Annotated in this window: 19 protein-coding genes and 3 tRNA genes; 13 read left to right on the top strand and 9 right to left on the bottom strand. The window is 46.3% G+C overall.

Annotation, left to right across the window (positions count from 1 at the left end; genetic code table 11):
• Nucleotides 1–57 precede the first annotated feature (57 nt).
• From ACQ5DJ_RS22080 to dnaA, 9 genes are all read right to left on the bottom strand, one after another.
• Nucleotides 58–133, bottom strand: a tRNA-Asn gene (locus tag ACQ5DJ_RS22080).
• A 17-nt stretch (nucleotides 134–150) separates the two neighbouring features.
• A tRNA-Ala gene (locus ACQ5DJ_RS22085) sits at nucleotides 151–226 on the bottom strand.
• A 44-nt stretch (nucleotides 227–270) separates the two neighbouring features.
• A tRNA-Ile gene (locus ACQ5DJ_RS22090) sits at nucleotides 271–347 on the bottom strand.
• A gap of 216 nt (nucleotides 348–563) precedes the next feature.
• A complete protein-coding gene (gene gyrB, locus ACQ5DJ_RS22095; RefSeq protein WP_429844334.1) occupies nucleotides 564–2486 on the bottom strand; it encodes a DNA topoisomerase (ATP-hydrolyzing) subunit B in 1923 nt (640 codons plus the stop codon).
• Nucleotides 2486–2773, bottom strand: coding sequence for an extracellular matrix regulator RemB (gene remB / locus ACQ5DJ_RS22100; RefSeq protein ID WP_137031562.1), 288 nt, complete (start codon nucleotides 2771–2773; stop codon nucleotides 2486–2488). The genes gyrB and remB overlap by 1 nt, the downstream gene beginning before the upstream one ends.
• 12 nt (nucleotides 2774–2785) lie before the next feature.
• Nucleotides 2786–3904 carry a DNA replication/repair protein RecF gene (gene recF, locus ACQ5DJ_RS22105; RefSeq protein ID WP_429844335.1) on the bottom strand — a complete coding sequence of 373 codons (1119 nt, stop codon included), beginning with the start codon at nucleotides 3902–3904 and terminating at the stop codon, nucleotides 2786–2788.
• Between the two features lie 16 nt (nucleotides 3905–3920).
• Nucleotides 3921–4136, bottom strand: a complete 216-nt coding sequence (gene yaaA / locus ACQ5DJ_RS22110) for a S4 domain-containing protein YaaA (protein ID WP_017246846.1) — start codon at nucleotides 4134–4136, stop codon at nucleotides 3921–3923.
• 31 nt (nucleotides 4137–4167) lie between these two features.
• Nucleotides 4168–5307 (bottom strand): DNA polymerase III subunit beta, encoded by a 1140-nt coding sequence (gene dnaN, locus ACQ5DJ_RS22115; protein WP_429811325.1) that lies wholly within the window; start codon nucleotides 5305–5307, stop codon nucleotides 4168–4170.
• Between the two features lie 207 nt (nucleotides 5308–5514).
• Nucleotides 5515–6876 (bottom strand): chromosomal replication initiator protein DnaA, encoded by a 1362-nt coding sequence (gene dnaA, locus ACQ5DJ_RS22120; protein ID WP_429844336.1) that lies wholly within the window; start codon nucleotides 6874–6876, stop codon nucleotides 5515–5517.
• 587 nt (nucleotides 6877–7463) lie between these two features.
• On the opposite strand from dnaA, the gene rpmH reads away from it, so the two are divergent.
• The 13 genes from rpmH (at nucleotide 7464) to ACQ5DJ_RS22185 (ending at nucleotide 19576) form a co-directional block, all read left to right on the top strand.
• Complete coding sequence (gene rpmH / locus ACQ5DJ_RS22125; RefSeq protein WP_007720125.1) at nucleotides 7464–7598, top strand: 50S ribosomal protein L34; 135 nt, start codon at nucleotides 7464–7466, stop codon at nucleotides 7596–7598.
• A gap of 187 nt (nucleotides 7599–7785) precedes the next feature.
• On the top strand, nucleotides 7786–8715 hold the full coding sequence (locus tag ACQ5DJ_RS22130) for a hypothetical protein (protein WP_429844337.1): 930 nt from the start codon (nucleotides 7786–7788) through the stop codon (nucleotides 8713–8715).
• A gap of 140 nt (nucleotides 8716–8855) precedes the next feature.
• Nucleotides 8856–9236: a ribonuclease P protein component gene (rnpA, locus tag ACQ5DJ_RS22135; protein WP_429844338.1), complete on the top strand. Its 381-nt coding sequence runs from the start codon at nucleotides 8856–8858 to the stop codon at nucleotides 9234–9236.
• A gap of 4 nt (nucleotides 9237–9240) precedes the next feature.
• Entirely contained in the window at nucleotides 9241–9465 is a 225-nt protein-coding gene (yidD, locus tag ACQ5DJ_RS22140; RefSeq protein ID WP_429844339.1) for a membrane protein insertion efficiency factor YidD, read from the top strand.
• 38 nt (nucleotides 9466–9503) lie between these two features.
• Nucleotides 9504–10262 (top strand): membrane protein insertase YidC, encoded by a 759-nt coding sequence (gene yidC / locus ACQ5DJ_RS22145; RefSeq protein WP_429844340.1) that lies wholly within the window; start codon nucleotides 9504–9506, stop codon nucleotides 10260–10262.
• Complete coding sequence (gene jag, locus ACQ5DJ_RS22150; protein ID WP_007720132.1) at nucleotides 10259–10888, top strand: RNA-binding cell elongation regulator Jag/EloR; 630 nt, start codon at nucleotides 10259–10261, stop codon at nucleotides 10886–10888. The genes yidC and jag overlap by 4 nt, the downstream gene beginning before the upstream one ends.
• Nucleotides 10889–11178: 290 nt before the next feature.
• Nucleotides 11179–12555: a tRNA uridine-5-carboxymethylaminomethyl(34) synthesis GTPase MnmE gene (gene mnmE, locus ACQ5DJ_RS22155; RefSeq protein WP_429844341.1), complete on the top strand. Its 1377-nt coding sequence runs from the start codon at nucleotides 11179–11181 to the stop codon at nucleotides 12553–12555.
• A 16-nt stretch (nucleotides 12556–12571) separates the two neighbouring features.
• Nucleotides 12572–14470: a tRNA uridine-5-carboxymethylaminomethyl(34) synthesis enzyme MnmG gene (gene mnmG / locus ACQ5DJ_RS22160; RefSeq protein WP_429844342.1), complete on the top strand. Its 1899-nt coding sequence runs from the start codon at nucleotides 12572–12574 to the stop codon at nucleotides 14468–14470.
• A gap of 11 nt (nucleotides 14471–14481) precedes the next feature.
• A complete protein-coding gene (gene rsmG / locus ACQ5DJ_RS22165; RefSeq protein ID WP_017246837.1) occupies nucleotides 14482–15198 on the top strand; it encodes a 16S rRNA (guanine(527)-N(7))-methyltransferase RsmG in 717 nt (238 codons plus the stop codon).
• A 212-nt stretch (nucleotides 15199–15410) separates the two neighbouring features.
• Complete coding sequence (locus ACQ5DJ_RS22170; protein ID WP_429844343.1) at nucleotides 15411–15974, top strand: MgtC/SapB family protein; 564 nt, start codon at nucleotides 15411–15413, stop codon at nucleotides 15972–15974.
• Nucleotides 15975–16611: 637 nt separating this feature from the next.
• A complete protein-coding gene (noc, locus tag ACQ5DJ_RS22175; protein ID WP_137031572.1) occupies nucleotides 16612–17466 on the top strand; it encodes a nucleoid occlusion protein in 855 nt (284 codons plus the stop codon).
• Between the two features lie 509 nt (nucleotides 17467–17975).
• Nucleotides 17976–18734 (top strand): ParA family protein, encoded by a 759-nt coding sequence (locus ACQ5DJ_RS22180; protein WP_015894094.1) that lies wholly within the window; start codon nucleotides 17976–17978, stop codon nucleotides 18732–18734.
• Nucleotides 18731–19576, top strand: a complete 846-nt coding sequence (locus ACQ5DJ_RS22185; RefSeq protein WP_392431136.1) for a ParB/RepB/Spo0J family partition protein — start codon at nucleotides 18731–18733, stop codon at nucleotides 19574–19576. The genes ACQ5DJ_RS22180 and ACQ5DJ_RS22185 overlap by 4 nt, the downstream gene beginning before the upstream one ends.
• The last annotated feature ends 5 nt before the right edge of the window (nucleotides 19577–19581 follow it).

Here is a 19581-nt window from a genome sequence, read left to right on the forward strand (position 1 = left end):
TGTATGACAGCGTGAAAGGCTGCTGTGTTAAACCGCTTCACCAACGGGCCATTTCAATGGCTCCTCGGGACGGACTCGAACCGCCGACCGATCGGTTAACAGCCGATTGCTCTACCAACTGAGCTACCGAGGAATAATCATATTTTAGAATGGTGGAGCTGAACGGGATCGAACCGATGACCTCCTGCTTGCAAGGCAGGCGCTCTCCCAACTGAGCTACAGCCCCATCCTAGCGCTTTAATGACGCAATTGCCATGTCAGCTATGTAAGTGGTGGGCCTAGGCTGACTCGAACAGCCGACCTCACGCTTATCAGGCGTGCGCTCTAACCAACTGAGCTATAGGCCCATGATTACTTCCGGAATTTAAATCTAGCATACTTTTTAATTCATTGCAATAGAAAATTTGATTTTTTTTATTGCGTGAGTGAACTTTTTTTTGAAACGAGCTTAACAAAAGTACACCCTATTATAAGTCATGTTCTTACTAGATTTCAAATGTGTTTTGAAATTTTCATTAAGAAAAAGCTTGCCCGGTAAAGGACAAGCTTTTCTTTGTTCCAACTTAAATATCAAGATCGCGAACGTTTGCCGCGTATTGCTCAATAAACTCCCTGCGAGGCTCTACTTCGTCTCCCATCAGTGTCTCAAACACCATATCGGCATCCATAGCATCCTCGAGGTCTACCTGAAGCAACGTACGGACTTCTGGGTCCATTGTAGTCTCCCACAATTGATCCGCATTCATCTCACCTAGTCCTTTATAGCGTTGGACGTTAGGCTTCGGTTGAGCTTTCAAGGTAGCGAGTACCGCATCACGTTGCTTGTCGGTATAAGCATATTGCAACGTCTTCCCTTGCTTGATGCTGTAGAGAGGTGGCTGCGCAATATAAATATACCCCGCTTCAATCAACTGTTTCATGTAGCGGAAGAAGAACGTCAGCAGAAGCGTGCGAATATGCGATCCGTCGACGTCGGCGTCCGTCATAATGACGACTTTGTGGTAACGTGCCTTAGAAATATCAAAGTCTTCACCAACACCCGTTCCCAGAGCCGTAATAATGGCACGGATCTCGTTGTTGCCGAGAATTTTGTCCAGACGTGCTTTTTCTACGTTCAATACCTTCCCGCGAAGAGGAAGAATGGCTTGGAAATGACGGTCGCGTCCCATCTTCGCAGAACCGCCCGCAGAGTCACCCTCTACAATGAACAGTTCAGATTCGGATGCGTCTTTGGAAGAGCAGTCTGCCAGTTTACCCGGCAAAGCACTTACTTCCAGCGCACTCTTGCGACGAGTCATTTCACGTGCTTTACGAGCTGCCTCACGGGCACGAGATGCCATGAGCGCTTTTTCCACAACTTTTTTGGCTACACCCGGGTTTTCTTCCATGAAGGTATTAAAACGGTCACCGAAGACAGACTCGGTAATGCTACGCGCTTCCGAGTTGCCCAGCTTCGTTTTTGTTTGTCCTTCAAACTGAGGCTCTTGAATTTTTACGGAGATAATCGCAGTGATTCCTTCACGCACATCGTCCCCGGAAAGATTCGGATCCTTTTCCTTCAGGAAGTTAAACTTGCGGCTGTAGTCATTGATAACACGAGTAAGAGCCGTTTTAAATCCGGTTTCGTGAGTACCACCCTCATGCGTGTTGATATTATTGGCAAAAGAGTAGATGTTGCTCACATAGCTGTCGTTGTACTGAAGGGCAACCTCCACGACAAGACCTTCTTTTTCCCCTTCGCAATAAATCACATCATCATGCAGGGCTTCCCGGTTTTTATTCAAGTATTCTACGAACTGGATGATACCGCCCTCGTAGTGGAAGGACTCTTCCTTCTGCTGATCTGGACGTGCATCTTTCAGCGTGATGCGCAAGCCTTTGTTAAGGAACGCCAGCTCGCGAATACGTTTTTGCAAAATCTCGTATTCAAATACCGTTGTTTCGGTAAAAATAGTCGGGTCTGGCTTGAAGGTAACTTTTGTTCCCGTCTCTTCGGTCTCGCCCACAACAGCAAGATCGGCATCCGGTGCACCTACTTTAAAGCGCATGAAGTATACCTGGTTATTTTGTCTAACCTCGACTTCCATCCACTCCGATAGTGCGTTCACTACCGAGCTACCTACCCCGTGAAGACCGCCGGACACCTTGTATCCGCCACCGCCGAATTTACCACCGGCGTGCAATACAGTCAAAACGGTTTCAACTGTGGATTTTCCGGTCTTTTCATGAATGCCAGTTGGGATTCCTCGACCGTTATCGGTTACAGATACGGAGTTGTCTGGATGAATGACCACCAAGATCTCGTCGCAATAACCAGCCAGCGCCTCGTCAATGGCATTGTCGACAATCTCCCATACCAGGTGATGCAAACCTCGGCTGCTGGTCGACCCGATGTACATTCCGGGACGTTTCCGAACTGCCTCTAGCCCTTCCAGTACCTGAATCTGACTCGCATCGTAGTTTGTATCTTTCGTCACTTGATCCACTACTCTGTCAACTCCTCCACTTCAGCTTGTACAAAGGGAAACTGATCCAAGCTGTCCACGAACTGAGCGCGTCGCTTCAGCGTCAGAGAAGAAATAGGTGAACAGTAAATGGCGTTCTTGGTGATTACATAAGACTTCGTTTCTTCCTCGCTATGGTCAACAACTGTCTTACTTTTTTCGAGTAAGAACGCTTTATTGATTTTTGAGGATTTCACAGTCTGATGATCAAGAATGGAAATAACTTCCTTCGTGCTCACCACAGTATCTCCACCAATGTGAATAAACATCCCTGTACCCCCCTACCTTTCTCCGGAGATTTTCCCTTCCCTCACGTAAAAACGAGAGGCTTGCTGGAGAACCTGATGCTTTAAGCCTTCCACACCTGTGGTACTTACAAACGTTTGTACTCGATCCTGAATAGTTTCGAGCAGCAATGTTTGCCGATGTTCATCCAACTCTGACAAGACATCATCCAACAACAGAACGGGGTATTCTCCCACTTCTTCTTTAATCAGCTCAATTTCGGCTAATTTAATGGACAGCGCACTGGTACGTTGCTGTCCCTGGGAACCATACGTTTGCACATCCATGTTGTTCACTTTAAGTGAAAAATCATCACGGTGTGGCCCAATAAGGGTGCTCCCCCGCATGATTTCCCGATCGCGAACCTCTTCGTAGGCAGCAAGCATTTTATCTACAGCCTGATCTATCGTCATCTCTTCTGTAACGGGCGATGAGTTAACGTAATGCAAAGAAAGTCTTTCCCTGCCATCGGTAATGCCGGCGTGGATTTCCTGTGCCCACGTCTCCAGCTTCCGAATGAACTCAAAACGCTTCCGTAACAATTTTACCGCTAAATCGGCTAATTGGGTATTCCAAATTGCCAGCATTTCCAGCGAGTTACTTTTTTTCATGGCCAAATCCTTTAAAAGCTGATTTCGCTGGGCCAGCACTTTGTTGTAATTGCTCAAATAATAAAGATACGTAGGTGAAACCTGACCAATTTCCATATCGATGAAGCGTCTACGCTGGGCAGGTGCGCCTTTGACAATGGAAAGATCCTCGGGTGCAAACATGACGACATTCAATGCCCCCACATAGGCGCTCAGCTTCTGCTGTTCCATTCCGTTGATTTTGGCCCGCTTTCCCTTGGTTGTCAACTGCAGCTCTAAACGAACAGAACCGTAGCGACGAAGAACATCGCTACGGATCGTGGCATAATCGGCATCCCAGGAAATTAGCTCCTTGTCGCGGGGCGTTCGGTGGGATTTGGCGAGTGCCAAAACATAGATCGATTCGAGAGCATTCGTTTTCCCTTGAGCGTTGTTGCCAATAAACAACTGGATGGGACCGTCAAATGACAGGGACATCGTTTCGTAGTTGCGATAATTGGTTAGAGACAGGTTCTTGAGAAACAAGAATCACGCTCTCCTCTCAGGGGCGTACCACTTGATAGCGACCATAGCCTTCAATCGCTACTTCATCGCCAGGATATAGCTTGCGTCCACGTCTGTTGTCCAACTCTCCATTGACCTGGATCGGAACCTCAGCCAAAAAAGCTTTGGCCATTCCCCCCGTGTCAATGATTTCAGCCAGCTTCAAAAATTGGCCGAGAGCAATATAGTCTGTGCTAATGGAAACCTCACGCATGGCTTGGCTCCTTTCTTTTACGTAAAACAAATTAGTACGTACGAACCGGCAAAATCAAATGGAGCATCCAGTCGTGATCGGTCGGACGAATCACAAATGGACTCATCGGGCCGCTAAAGCTCGCTTTGATTTCCGCGCTATCGATTGCACGCAGCGCATCGATCATGTATTTGGCGTTGAAGGAAATTTTCAATTCTTCGCCATTCATTGCTTTTGGCGTCAAAATGTCCGTTACTTTCCCGATCTCAGGTGCATTGGACGTAATTTCGACGGTTCCATCAGGCATCGTAACGAGCTTGACTACGTTCGATTTGCCTTCGCGGCTCAGCAAGGAAGCACGCTCGATGGATTGCAAAAACTCCTTGGTACTAACGGTGATCTCTGTTTTGCTTCCTTGTGGAATAATTCTGGTCGTGTCCGGATATGTTCCTTCCAAGAGACGGGAATAGAACAGGATATGCTTGGACTTCACCAAAATTTGATTGTCAGCAACAACGATATCCGCGAGATTTTGGTCGTCATCTAATATCTTTACCAATTCATTGCAGCTTTTACCCGGAACAACCACGTTATGGAAAGAAAGATCCTCTGGGCATTCGACCATTGCGGTACGGCTAGCCAAGCGATGGCTGTCGGTTGCTACAAAACGCAATTTACCTTGATCAAGCGACCACATCAAACCGGTCAAGATCGGACGCATTTCGGAAGTAGAGACACCAAAAACAGTCTGGCGAATCATCGCCTTCAGTAAATCACAGGGAACACTGAAGACTTTATCTTCTTCCAGATGCGGCAGCTGTGGATATTCATTGGCATCCATTCCGTTAATGGTGAACTCAGCTTGTCCGGAACGAATTTTGGTTACGAGACGATCATCAACTTGAATATCGATTTCATTGCTTGGCAACTTACGCACGATTTCGCTGAAAATACGTGCAGTCAACACAATGCTACCAGGTTGATGTACGGTTACTCCCCATTCTCCTGCTTCTTCCAACGGGATCTGAACTTCAATAGACACATCAGAATCGCTTGCTGTCAGTGTCAAACCTTCATCATCCGTTTTGATTTTAATCCCGGTCAAAATTGGAATCGTAGTTCTGCTAGAAACTGCTTTGCTAACATGCGATACGGCGTTCGATAGCTTTTCACGCTGAACGGTAATATGCATCGACGTGAGCCTCCCTCTCCGGCGCCATTATTTTTGGTTGGAATCTGCATAATGGCTGCGCCTTTATCATAACTTATTAGGATAAATCTTTTTAACAGAAGTAGTAATAGGGCCTGTGGATTTGTGGATATGTGGGTTCAATACGTAAAAGAGAGCCTATACACATGTGGGTAAGTTGTGTATAGGCTTTTTGCGTTATGCACAGGTTTAATGGCTTGCTTTTAACTTTTCAATGAGCGACTGAATTGTTGTTTGCATATGAGGGTCATTTGCCAGCGCACGAGAGATTTTCTCATGGGCATGGATGACTGTCGTATGGTCACGGCCACCAAATTCATCACCGATTTTCGGCAAGGAGGCATCCGTCAGCTCTCTGGAGAGATACATCGCAATCTGACGTGGGAAAGCGACGGTTTTTGTCCGTTTTTTCGCCTTGAAATCTTCTAGTTTCAGGCTGTACGCTTCTCCGACCGTTCGTTGGATGTCCATAATAGTAATCACGCGTGGGCGGGAGGAAGGAATAATGTCTTTCAGTGCTTCCGCTGCCAGCTGCGTGTCGATATCGCGATTAATCAAGGAGGAGTAGGCAACGACACGAATCAGTGCGCCTTCCAGCTCGCGGATGTTGCTGTCGATCTGGTTGGCGATGTACGCCATTACCTCATTAGGGATATCAAGATTTTCTGCTTTCGCCTTTTTGCGCAAAATCGCAATCCGCGTTTCGAGGTCTGGCGGCTGAATATCCGTAATCAGTCCCCATTCGAAGCGTGAGCGGAGGCGATCCTCCAGTGTCGGGATCTCCTTAGGAGGTCGATCGGAGGAGATGATGATTTGTTTGCTTTCTTCATGCAAGGCATTGAACGTATGGAAAAACTCTTCTTGTGTCGATTCTTTGCCTGCTAAAAACTGAATGTCATCAATTAAAAGAACGTCAACACTCCGGTATTTATTGCGGAATTCGACGGCTTTGTTGTCACGAATAGAGTTGATGAATTCATTGGTGAATTTCTCAGACGACAAATAGACCACTTTCGCCGATGGGTTGTGCTGAATGACATAATGGCCAATTGCATGCATTAAGTGGGTTTTGCCAAGTCCGACTCCTCCGTAAATGAAGAGGGGATTGTAAGCTTTTGCAGGAGCTTCAGCAACCGCAAGCGATGCGGCGTGAGCGAATCGATTCCCTGAGCCGATGACAAACGTGTCAAAGGTGTATTTGGGATTTAAGATACTGGGTGGCTGGTCATCCGCGACTGTTGGCGGTTCGCTCATTTTCACCCGTGGGGCAGGTTGTTCGTCGGCAAAAGCCGCATCAGGATTTTGCAATGCGACGAACTTTACTTTCATATTGATACCCGTCACTTCATATAGTGTATCGGTAATCAGTTGTGCGTACCTGGTTTCTAGCCAATCACGAGCAAAGTCGTTTGGTGCGACGACGATCAGTGCATCCTCTTCTAATGTAGTTGCCTTTGTCGCCTTCAGCCAGGTATCAAAACTGGGTTTGCTTAGCGATTTTTCTATCTTGGCGAGTACTTTGCGCCATAGTTCGCTAATCGCAGCATCCAACCAGAATCCCTCCCTCTGGACCATCCGAAAAATTGATGAAGCACCGATCATCTATAATGATCGAGAAAAAGTGCAAAAACCTGCTATGTTGTGACCTAATTGTCAACACAGCCGTATGTAGCGACTGTGGATAAAAAAAGTCGAAATATAGGGATTCCGCTCGTAGAAGTGAAAAAAAGCAGACGGTTATCCTCAATCCTGTGAGTAACGACATACACATAGGAAAGAATCTGTCCACAAACTTATCCACACCCTGTGGAAAAACCGATTTACGTATCGGAGTTATTCACGCTTCAAAACAAAAACATAATAACAGATATAAGGCATGGTATCAATGGTTTTTTCATACTTATCCACAAACACAACTTCTGGTACTCGCCACATATTCACATCCCTATATTTTGTGTACAAGCTGTAGATAAACTTGTCGAAAGCTATTTTTGTGGATAAAATGATATCCACAGGTCCGGGAAATAGTTTTATGGGGATATTTGCCTTGGTAATGAAATTCCACCGTCACTTGACTTTTTAGGCATATGTTCTTATAATGCAAAAGAATGTCTTTGCAAGACGGAGGTGTATACGTAATGAAACCATCTTTCAATCCTAACAACCGCAAGCGCAAAAAGGATCATGGATTCCGTAAGCGCATGAGCACAAAGAATGGCCGCAAAATTTTGGCTGCTCGTCGTCAAAGAGGTAGAAAAGTTCTTTCCGCTTAGGCCACACTTTTAGTGGCCTTTTTGTTTGCTTACGTATGTCTGAAAATTCTTTGTTCTTATAAAAAGAGGAAGGCCTTCTCCGATGTGGAAACCTTTTGAGGGATAATCGTTACCTAGCTACCGAAAATCCTACTATTATGAAGAGACAGGAGGAGGCCGATGGAGCAAAGCAAGGACGTAACCGACGTTGGCGCGCGAGTTTCTTGATGAATGGCCTCTAGCCAGCTTGGTATGTGCCTATGCTGGTGGATCTGTCGGGAGGGGAGAAGCGGACGCATACAGCGACCTCGATTTACACATCTTTGTGGAGGGAGAAGGTGAGCCTTCCTGCGAAAATCGCCTGTTTAGAGGGCATGTGATACAGCTGCTGGTCCAATGTGCTCCTACAGATGAAGAAGTATACGAGAATCCGTGGGCATGGCGTTACTTAAAGGAAGCAAAGGTTGTTCTGGATCCAGAGGATCGTTTCACTTCCTGGATGAATGACATGTGTGCCTATATGGATTCTCAGGCTGGAAAAGAGAAAATGTTCGCACAGGCAAAAGCGGAAGTAGATTCGTTCCACGAAGAGGCGCAGGCTGCCTTAATGGAAGGCTTTCCTTACTCCGCTTATTTGGCTGCATGGGCAGGATGGGTCGGTGCGCTGCAAATGAGTGCCGTTTTCCAGGGGTATTCATTGAGTGATGCACAGTTGTATCAGCTGGTACAGAAAGCAAGACGTTCGGACGTTGTGGATGGCTTTTTTCAGGAGACATACCGGAGTAATGAAGAGGTACAGGATGCGCTTATGCTATTGGCGGACTATCGAGCTCATCTACGGTCAAAAAATGAAGGGATTACGTTTGCACTGGCGGCTGAAAATGATTGGTTAGTAAAGAGGAAGGTTCAGAGATTGCAGGCGCAAAATCAGCTTGATATGGCCGGGTTTTTATTATTTTCAGAGGCGATCTGGATATATCATAGCGTGGATTCTGATGAATGGCTGGAGAATCATTGGGCGGATCTGCCTGCCAAGCTTTCCTTGTCTCTTCAAATATTGGGCTTTTTCCAAGCGGATGAGCAATTGCTCTCTGACTTGCGCTGTGCCAGTGCAGAAATCATCGCGGAAATTGGCTGATAGCCGATATTTTTTCGCTGAATTTTTGATTTTGTTCTAAACAGAGTATACTTAGGGAAAAAAGTGGACGAAACAAGGATATACTGGTAGATGCTGTGTACGTTTTCTACTATAATTGTGATGTTAGGGGTTGTTTACCTTTGCATCGTTCACACCGGCTCAAAAAAAATGAGCAATTCCAAGCTGTGTTTCAACGAGGAAGTTCTGCTGCTAATAAGCAGTTTGTCTTGTATTCATCAAAGCAAGAGGGACAAGCGGCTTTTCGCGCTGGAATTTCCGTCAGTAAAAAAATTGGCAATGCTGTTGTCCGCAATAGAGTCAAGCGGCTTATACGCGAAGCAGTAGCTCGAATGGAGTCTGATATTCCAGTCGGTCTCGATCTCGTCATCATCGCCCGTCCGGGTGTGGAAGCGATGACGCTTGAAGCCATTGAGCAATCTCTGTTACATGTGATGAAGCGAGCCAAAGTGATCAAACAGGCACCCGTACATAATGGAAAAAGAGATGGAAAAAGAGGGTGAAACGATGATGGCGAAGATCATGGTTTGGTTGATTCGGGGATACCAACTGATGATTTCTCCGTATAAGCCACCTTCATGTAGATTCGCGCCCACCTGTTCCCACTACGCAATCGAGTCGATTCGTCGATTTGGAGCGTGGAGGGGAGGCTGGTTGGCCCTTCTTCGCATCTTGAAATGCCATCCGTTCCACCCGGGCGGGTATGATCCAGTCCCGGATCAGCACAAATAAGATTACCTCAATTGAAGCGGGGAAAAGGAGGATCACCCTTGAGTAGACGTACACTCAGCATTCTTATGCTGACTATGCTGGTTCTAGTTTTGTCGGGCTGTAACCCCCAAGCTGCTGCACCGATTGGCCCTGACGCAACCGGCATTTGGGACAAGTATTTGGTCTATCCACTGTCCTGGCTGATTAAAGAGAGCGCATTAATACTCGGAAACAACTACGGTCTGGGTATTTTGGTTGCAACGATCATCATTCGAATCATTGTGCTTCCATTGATGGTCAAGCAAATCAAGAGCTCCAAGAAAATGCAAGAAGTTCAACCGGAGATGCAAAAAATCCGTGAGAAGCACAAGAATGATCCACAAAAAGCGCAAGCAGAAACAATGGCTTTGTTCCAGAAGAGCGGTGTTAATCCGTTGGCAGGATGCTTGCCAATGTTGGTACAAATGCCGATTTTGATCGCGTTCTACCATGCGATCATCCGTACGACCGAGATTAACTCACAAACGTTCATGTGGTTGACGTTGGGAGAAAAAGACCCGTACTACATCTTGCCGATTGTTGCGGCGATTACGACGTACTTGCAGTCCAAGATGATGGGTCAGGCAAACCAAGGAAACCCACAAATGCAAATGATGATCATCATGATGCCGCTGATGATTTTGGCGATTGCCGTCACATTGCCATCAGCACTGTCTCTGTACTGGGTATACGGTAACCTGTTTACCATTGTACAAACCTACTTCCTGTATCGTGATAAAGGGAATATGCCTACTCCTAAGGGGGGAGCCTCCAAGTGAAAAAGGTGGTAGCTACGGCAAAAACGATCGACGATGCTGTGCAAAAAGCTTTGCTGGAATTGGGAGTGCCGCGTGAGCGGGCAACGATCCAAGTTCTAGAGGAACCAAGCAGAGGATTGTTTGGTCTTATTGGGGCAAAGGACGCCAAAGTGCAAGTAGAATTTCACTTTGATCCGGTTGCACAGGGACGTGACTTTCTTCAAGACGTTTTGTCGAACATGAAGGTGAATGCCAAAGTGGAGACGCGTACAAATGAAGAGGGCATGCTGTTTGACATCCAGGGAACCAATCTGGGAATCATTATTGGCCGCAGGGGACAAACTCTTGATTCATTACAGTATCTCGTAAACGTCGTAGCGAACCGTCATGCGGACAAACATGTACGTATCACTCTGGATGCCGAAAATTACAGGCTGCGTCGCAAGGAAACATTGGAGCAGCTCGCAGATCGTGTGGCGAAAAAAGCGTTATCGACCAAACGGGATGTACGTCTGGAACCAATGTCTGCTGCTGAACGGAAAGTAATTCACGCCTTCTTGCAAAAGAGAGCGGATGTGGTTACCTTCAGTGAAGGAGACGAGCCAAATCGTTATATCGTGATTGCACCGAAAGAAGCCTCTCGCTAGGCTTCTTTTTTTTGCCTGAATTCAATTGAGCAAGCGACGACATTTTGAACAATCTCTTTCAAAAAGTTGTCCACTGTGGATAATTGACCAAATGGTTGAGGATTTGCGAAAATGATTATACTGTGGATAACCAAAATGGACAGCAACCTTGGCAGATAGGGTTGCTTTTTCCTATTGGGTGTTTAGCTATATGGATTGGCTGCACTTTCTTTTGGAATTTTTCTAGACGATCTGTTATGCTAGTAAGTTAGTGGCTGACTTGTAAGAGTGGAAAGCTTGAGGTGAACAGCATGAAATTCGATACAATAGCGGCGGTCGCAACACCGATGGGTGAAGGCGGTATTGCCGTGATCCGGGTAAGCGGTACGGAAGCGATCGAAGTTGTGGATAAGATATATAAAGGAAAGCAGCGGTTGTCCACTGTGGACAGCCATACGATCCATTATGGGCACTTGTATGAGCCAAACACAGGTGAACGAGTGGAAGAGGTACTGGTTTCCGTAATGAAGGCTCCCCGTACATTTACGAGGGAGGATGTAGTTGAGGTAAACTGTCACGGAGGAATCGTTTCCGTTGAAAAGGTTCTGGAGTTAATCTTGGATAATGGTGCAAGATTGGCGGAGCCAGGTGAGTTCACAAAGCGTGCGTTCTTAAATGGACGTGTCGATTTGTCTCAGGCTGAGGCCGTCATTGATTTGATCCGGGCGAAAACAGACAGAGCGATGAAGGTCGCATTGAATCAAGTAGAAGGGAAGCTGTCCAGGCTCATTCGGCAGCTGCGCCAAAACTTGATTGAAGCGATGGCCCATATAGAAGTAACACTGGACTATCCAGAGCATGACGTTGAGGAATTTACACAAAATTTCTTGCGAGGAAAGTGCCTGGAGGTTAAAGGTGAAATCCAACGACTGTTGCAGACCGCACAGCAAGGAAAAATTTTGCGTGAAGGCTTGTCGACCGCGATTATTGGACGTCCGAATGTAGGGAAATCCTCTCTATTGAATAGTCTGGTCCAAGAGGAAAAGGCGATTGTGACTGACGTTGCGGGAACGACGCGCGATGTTATTGAAGAGTATGTCAATGTGCGCGGAGTTCCTTTGCGACTCATCGATACGGCAGGAATTCGCGATACAGAGGACATCGTGGAGAAAATAGGGGTAGAGAAGTCCAGACAGCTACTGCAAAAGGCTGACCTCGTGTTGCTCGTGATCAACTACAACGAGCCTCTCTCCACCGATGATTACGCGATTTTTGAAGCGGCAAAAGGGTTCCATGTGATTGTGATTGTTAATAAATTCGACCTGCCGCAAAAAGTGGATTTGGAAGAGATCAAGCGTCATTTCCCTCAGCAGCCGTTAATTATGACGTCTGCGCGTGAGGAGACGGGGATTGATCTTCTGGAGCAGGCAATTGGGGAGATTTTCTTCAGTGGCCGTGTGCAGCAGGATGATTTGACCTACGTGAGTAACGCTAGACATATTCAACTGCTTCGTCAGGCAGAACGAGCCATAGATGAAGCGCTGGGTGGAATCGATGACTTGATGCCAGTAGACATGATTCAGATCGACATTAAAAAGTCGTGGGAGCTGCTTGGGGAAGTCATCGGAGAAAGCGTCGGCGAGGATTTGATTGACCAGATTTTCTCCCAGTTCTGTCTGGGTAAGTGATAGAGGAGGACAAAAAATGAACGTTGTACCTGCATATGAAGCGGGCTCGTTTGACGTCATTGTCATTGGTGCGGGTCATGCCGGTGCGGAAGCGGCATTGGCGGCTGCACGTATGGGCTCCAGTACATTGCTGTTGACGATCAACCTGGATGCTGTGGCGTACATGCCATGTAATCCTTCCGTAGGTGGTCCGGCAAAAGGCCACGTCGTACGCGAATTGGACGCGCTGGGTGGAGAGATGGGACGCAATACTGACAAAACCCATATCCAAATGCGTATGCTGAATACAGGGAAGGGACCTGCTGTGCATGCCTTGCGCGCACAAGCAGACAAATTTGCGTATCAGCATGAAATGAAGAAAACGATTGAAAATACTCCGAATTTGATCCTGCGTCAAGCGATGGTGGAAGAGCTGATCGTGAACGATGGAGTCTGTGAAGGGGTTATTACGCAAACTGGGGCGCGATACATGGCCAAATCCGTTGTATTGACGACCGGAACTTATTTGCGCGGAAAGATCATCCTCGGAGATCTCCAATACGAAAGTGGACCGAACAACATGCGTCCGTCCATTCGTCTGGCACATCATTTGAAGGAACTCGGTTTTGAAATGACACGTTTTAAGACGGGGACGCCACCGCGTGTTCATAGTAGCAGTGTGGATTTCTCTAAAATGGAAATTCAGCCTGGTGATCCAGTACCGCGTGCTTTTTCTTATGAAACAACGGAATTTATTATGGATCAGCTTCCTTGCTGGCTGACATATACAAATGAAGAAACGCATGGACTCATCAATAGCAATCTGCATCGTGCGCCTATGTACTCGGGGATGATCGAAGGAACAGGCCCGCGTTATTGCCCTTCGATTGAAGATAAGGTAGTTCGTTTTAACGATAAGCCGCGTCACCAAATTTTCTTGGAGCCAGAAGGACGCAATACCGAAGAAATGTATGTACAAGGCTTGTCGACCAGCTTGCCGGAGGATGTTCAGCTTTCCATGCTGCGCTCCATGGCTGGAATGGAAGAAGTCAAAATGATGCGCCCTGGCTATGCGATTGAGTATGACTCGGTCGTGCCGACGCAGCTCTGGCCTTCTTTGGAAACCAAAATCTTGCCTGGCTTGTTCACAGCAGGGCAAATCAATGGTACCTCTGGCTATGAAGAAGCAGCGGGTCAAGGTCTTATGGCAGGAATTAACGCAGCACGTCGCGTTCAAGGGAAACCACCAGTTGTTTTGGGACGAGAAGAGGCGTACATCGGTGTATTGATTGACGACCTTGTTACGAAAGGAACGCATGAGCCTTATCGTCTGCTTACTTCTCGTGCAGAATATCGCTTGCTGCTGCGTCATGACAATGCGGACTTGCGCCTGACGGATATCGGCCATGAAATTGGTCTGATTAGCGAAGAGCGCTATAATCGATTTAACCAAAAACGAGAGCTGATCGAGCAAGAAAAAGAACGTGTGGCAAACACGCGTGTACGTCCTGAAATGGCACATGTCCAAGAGGTTTTGCGCAACGCGGGCTCTCCTGAACTGACAGATGTCATCGAGCTTGCTCAATTGCTTCGTCGTCCGGAAATCAACTACAGCCACATTGCTCAAATGGTCCCTGCACCAGAAGCACTGCCAGAGGATGTGACCGAACAGGTTGAAATCCAGATTAAATACGATGGCTACATCAAAAAGTCTTTGCAACAGGTTGAGCGGATGAAAAAAATGGAGGAGCGCCGCATCCCAACGGATATTGACTACCACCAAATCTCCGGTTTGTCCAAGGAATCCCGTGACAATATGACCAAAATTCGTCCGTTGAACATCGGGCAGGCGGCTCGTATCGCAGGGGTTACTCCAGCAGACATTTCCGTGTTGATGGTATATCTGGAATACAAACGCGTGGGAGTAGCCGAATAAGGAGAAAAGCTATGACGAAAGAACAGTTTGCCGAGGTACTTGCAGCCCAGGGGATTTCTTTGACGGATCGTCAGAAGGAGCAGTTTGATCATTTTTACCGCCTGCTGGTGGAATGGAATGAGAAGATGAACCTGACCGGGATTACCGAAGAGGGCCAAGTGTACAACAAGCATTTTTATGATTCGATTACGCCGGCTTTTTACTTCCCATTTGACCAGGTGCAATCCGTTGTAGATATCGGTGGGGGCGCAGGCTTTCCGAGCATTCCTTTGAAAATTTGCTTCCCACATCTGAAAATGACGATCATTGATTCCTTGAACAAGCGTATGAGCTTTTTGCAGCATGTAGCAAAGGAACTGGGCCTGGAGAACGTAAATCCCGTACATGGGCGTGCTGAGGATCGTGGGCAAGAAGCGATTTATCGAGAGAAGTTTGATCTCGTAGTGGCACGTGCTGTTGCGAGACTCAATCTGTTATCGGAGTTCTGCCTACCTTTTGCCAAAGTCGGAGGACACTTTGTCGCTCTCAAGGGAGCGGAGATTACTCCAGAGCTTGCTGAAGCAAAAAAGGCAATCAAGACGCTCGGTGGGAAGACGAGAAAGGTCGAGACTTTCCAGCTTCTAGAGGAAGCGGGAGAGCGTAACATCGTCATCATGGAAAAAATAGAAGCGACACCGAAAAGCTATCCGCGCAAGGCAGGAGTTCCTGCGAAAAAGCCTTTAGTGTAGGAGTCAGTCATAGGAGAGGGTCGTAGCCACGTGCTGCGGCCTTTTTTCGTGTGGAAAGTTTACGTGAAACTGTCCGTTCCTGATGAAATAGAAAGGATGCCTCAAAAGTAGTCTCTCAGGTTTGCTTCTTGGATCATGGAGTCTACAACTCGGCATATACATAGTACTAGCTCCTTCGAAAGAATGACATCGTATGAGAGGGTGATTAGACTATGCAAGCAGCAGTACTTTCCTCCTTTTTTCCACCAGAACTCCCGACCATATTGCTTCGGCTCTTTCTTGCTTTTCTAGCAGGTGCCATCATGGGGTGGGAGCGAGAGAGATTCATAAAGGATGTGAGTAGGCAAAGAGGCGCTGGTTTTCGAACGTATAGTCTCGTTTGCTTTGGTTCGTGTCTTTTTGGACTAGCTTCTATTTACGGTTTTTCTTCAAGTGGCGTAAATCATGATCCAGGGAGGGTAGCTGCACAAGTCGTGACAGGCATGGGATTTTTGGGAGCCGGAGCTATTATTAAATTCAATGGTACGGTGAAAGGTCTGACGACGGCAGCAGGGATGTGGGTTGCCTCAGCCATTGGTCTAATGTTCAGTGCAGGGATGTATGTCGCTGCGATCGTTGCCGCGGTTTTCTCGTACCTGACGTTAGACTTTCACAGACTTTTTCCTCGATTGTTTTCTGTCACCAAGATTTCACATCCTACTGATGAGAGCATTGGAAGTGAAGAGAGGCCAAAGCACCGTGACGATCGCGATTTTTATGACGAAGATCACGATTGATGTTTCACGTGAAACGTTTTTTGTTAGCAGGAATTGGGCGAATCTTGCAGAATTACATATATATAAATGAACCTGAAGAAAGCGTGTAGGGAAAGAAGATTAGGTCAAAGGCAATTTTACAAACCGACCGGATGGGCAAGAAGAGTCTGTTAAGCAGTATGCATTATAGGGCTTGTGAAGCTTTTTTAAAAGTAGATGCATGCTGCCTCTAACAATGTAAGAGGAGGACCTATGTTAAAAGAGTAGGACTGGACTCACTTACGACGCCAATATGCCATTTTTCCTTAGCAGCAACAATCAAAGAACATATTCAATCTGTCATATCCAGACAATGGATGGGCGAGGGATACAAAATGTTTCTAGGAAGATTCTGTCGTTGATTGGACAGGACCTTTTTCAGTTTCAAGGACCTATTCAAAAAGTTATTTTTTCAGCATCAAGAAAGTGGCGAGAAGCTGAAGCTGGAGGGGCGGAATGTAGGGGAGCTACATGAGCACCGGGATTACGAAGATGAACGCTTGTTTCGTTGTTGCGCAATGTTTCAGGATTACTTTGTGATCCAAGATGACTTTTTGGACATCTCTTCAAAGACTTTAAAATAGCACGGATGGAACGGGTAGAAGTGGGGGATTTTTCTATGGCAGTTAAAGATTCATTTTCTCGGATTTTTGGCTTGACGGACAAGACAGATAACGAAGAAATCAAACAAATACCGGTTGAGGAGATTGTACCGAATCCATATCAGCCTCGTACTGTATTTGATGACGAGAAAATTGATGAGTTGTGTCAAACGATACGAACTCATGGGCTCATTCAACCGATTGTCGTGCGGGTTCGCGATGGTCGTTATGAATTGATTGCTGGAGAACGACGTTTGCGTGCAACTAGAAAATTGGGCATGGAGAGGATTCCTGCGATTGTCAAAGAGTTTAATGACTCGCAAACAGCCTCTATCGCATTGATTGAGAATTTGCAACGAGAAGGTTTGACAGCCATTGAAGAGGCAGTCGCATATCAAAAGCTGATTGATTTGCACAATTTGACGCAAGAGAGTCTTGCTCAACGTTTAGGCAAAGGACAATCGACAATCGCAAACAAATTGCGCTTGCTCCATTTACCGCAAGAAATTCAAAATGCATTGTTGTCCAGACAAGTAACAGAGCGTCATGCAAGGGCTCTGATTCCGTTAAAAGATCCAGAATTACAAAATAAAGTCCTGCTGGAGATTTTGGAGCGGGAATGGAACGTGAAACAGACGGAAGTGCGCGTGAAGCAACTTCTTGAATTAGCTGAGAACCCTAAATCGGAAAAAGATGCGAAGCCTCGCTGGAAGGCATTTTCAAGAGATACGCGGATTGCGATTAATACTGTTCGACAATCAATCGATATGGTGATCCAGACAGGCCTACCTGTAGAGACGGCGGAAGAAGATCATGATGAATTCTATCAATTCACCATTCGTATTCCGAAGAACAAGGAAACAGGGAAATAAATGTGATGGTAACAAAAATGGCGACAAGGTCGCCTTTCTTTTTGGGCAAATGCTGATTATTTATAGGAAAATGAGACTTTCGGCAATATTTAATTTCCAGAAAAAAGCATTTCGTATAAAAAAAGCTAGGGAAATCTGCATTTTCGGGACAAAAATCAGGCTTTTTTGTCTCACTATCTAAAAAAAACAGCGTACGACCAAGCTGCAAATCTGATAACATGGAAAGTACCAACCTGTGCATACTTGCAGGTTTACTCGATAATAAATGAGGATAACTTTGCAGAGACTTTTTTCGTCTTATCATGTACAGGCCATGTAAAGGTTACTGAATGGCAGCGAACGAAGAAAATTGTATAAAAGACGATCGTTTTACAAGAATACGAGCAAATCGTAAATAGACTCAAATGACTAACTAGATGAGGATACAGAAGATGACTTTGAAAGACGTACTGGAGAGTGTACTGGTCACGCCACAAGCTTTCCTACACGACAAAAAAGAGGTGGAGAAGTTGGGAAAAATCATTGCGGTTGCGAACCAGAAAGGCGGCGTCGGGAAAACGACTACGTCCGTCAATCTAAGTGCTTGTTTGGCCGCATTGGGGAAAAAGGTGCTGCTGGTTGATATTGATCCGCAAGGAAATGCAACCAGTGGGATCGGGGTAAATAAGGCAGATGTTAAGTACTGCATTTATGATGTCCTGATCAATGATATCAACCCCGTCGATGCGACTTTGCCAACTGAAATTGAAGGATTAATGATCATTCCTGCCACCATTCAATTGGCAGGTGCGGAAATCGAGCTGGTTCCTACGATTTCTCGTGAGGTTCGTCTGAAAAAGGCGCTGGAAGTTGTCAAAGACAAGTACGATTACGTCATTATCGATTGCCCGCCATCCTTAGGGATTTTGACCGTTAATTCTTTGACAGCATCTGATTCCGTCTTAATTCCAATCCAGTGTGAATACTATGCGCTAGAGGGATTAAGCCAACTGTTGAACACCATTCGTTTGGTCCAAAAACACTTGAATTCACAGCTTGCGATCGAAGGTGTCGTGCTGACGATGCTCGATGCACGTACGAATCTCGGATTGCAAGTGATTGAAGAAGTGAAAAAGTATTTTCAGGACAAAGTATACAAGACCATTATTCCTCGAAATGTTCGCTTGAGTGAAGCACCGTCACACGGACAAGCCATCATTACGTACGATCCACGCTCACGAGGAGCGGAAGTCTATACTGATTTGGCGAAGGAAGTGGTAGGGGTATGAGTAGAGGATTGGGAAAAGGGCTGAATGCGCTTATTACTTCCAATCTCATCGAAGAAGGGGAACAAGTAAAAGAAGTTTCCATCAATGAGATTCGTCCTAACCCTTATCAGCCCCGGAAAGAATTCGAGCAATCGGCTATCGAGGAACTAGCACAGTCGATCAAAGAGCATGGGATCATCCAACCACTGATTGTTCGGAAAAGCATCAAAGGTTACGAGCTTGTAGCTGGGGAAAGACGATTGCGTGCTGCAAAAGTAGCGGGGTTAAAAGAGGTTCCGGTAGTAGTAAAGGCGTACACAGATCAGCAATTAATGGAGATTGCCCTGATTGAGAACTTGCAACGGGAAAATCTGAATCCACTCGAAGAGGCAGAGGCTTATGACAAGCTGATTTCCCACCATGATTATACGCAAGAACAGCTTGCACAAAAGATAGGGAAGAGTCGACCGCATGTAGCCAATATGCTGCGGTTGCTACAACTGCCAGAGAAGATCCGAAAAATGGTCTCGGCAGCCGAACTATCCATGGGACATTCGCGTGCTTTGCTTGGGGTAACGGATAAGAAAGTACAGCAACAGCTTGCAAATGACGTGGTGGAAAAAGGATTGAGTGTTCGTCAGCTGGAAGAGCTTGTGAAGCAGCTCAATGTTTCACGTGAAACAAAAAAGAAAAAGCCAGCGAAAAACGAGCCTGTATTGATCGAGATGGAGGAACGGCTACGCAGTCGTTTTGGAACATCGGTCAAGATTAAGAAAGGATCGAAGCGCGGCAAGATCGAAATTGACTTCTATTCACAGGAAGACTTGGAACGAATCATCGATATGTTGAATATAGAGCAGTAAGTCCA

Source organism: Brevibacillus sp. FIR094, assembly GCF_050477165.1.
Classification (GTDB): domain Bacteria; phylum Bacillota; class Bacilli; order Brevibacillales; family Brevibacillaceae; genus Brevibacillus.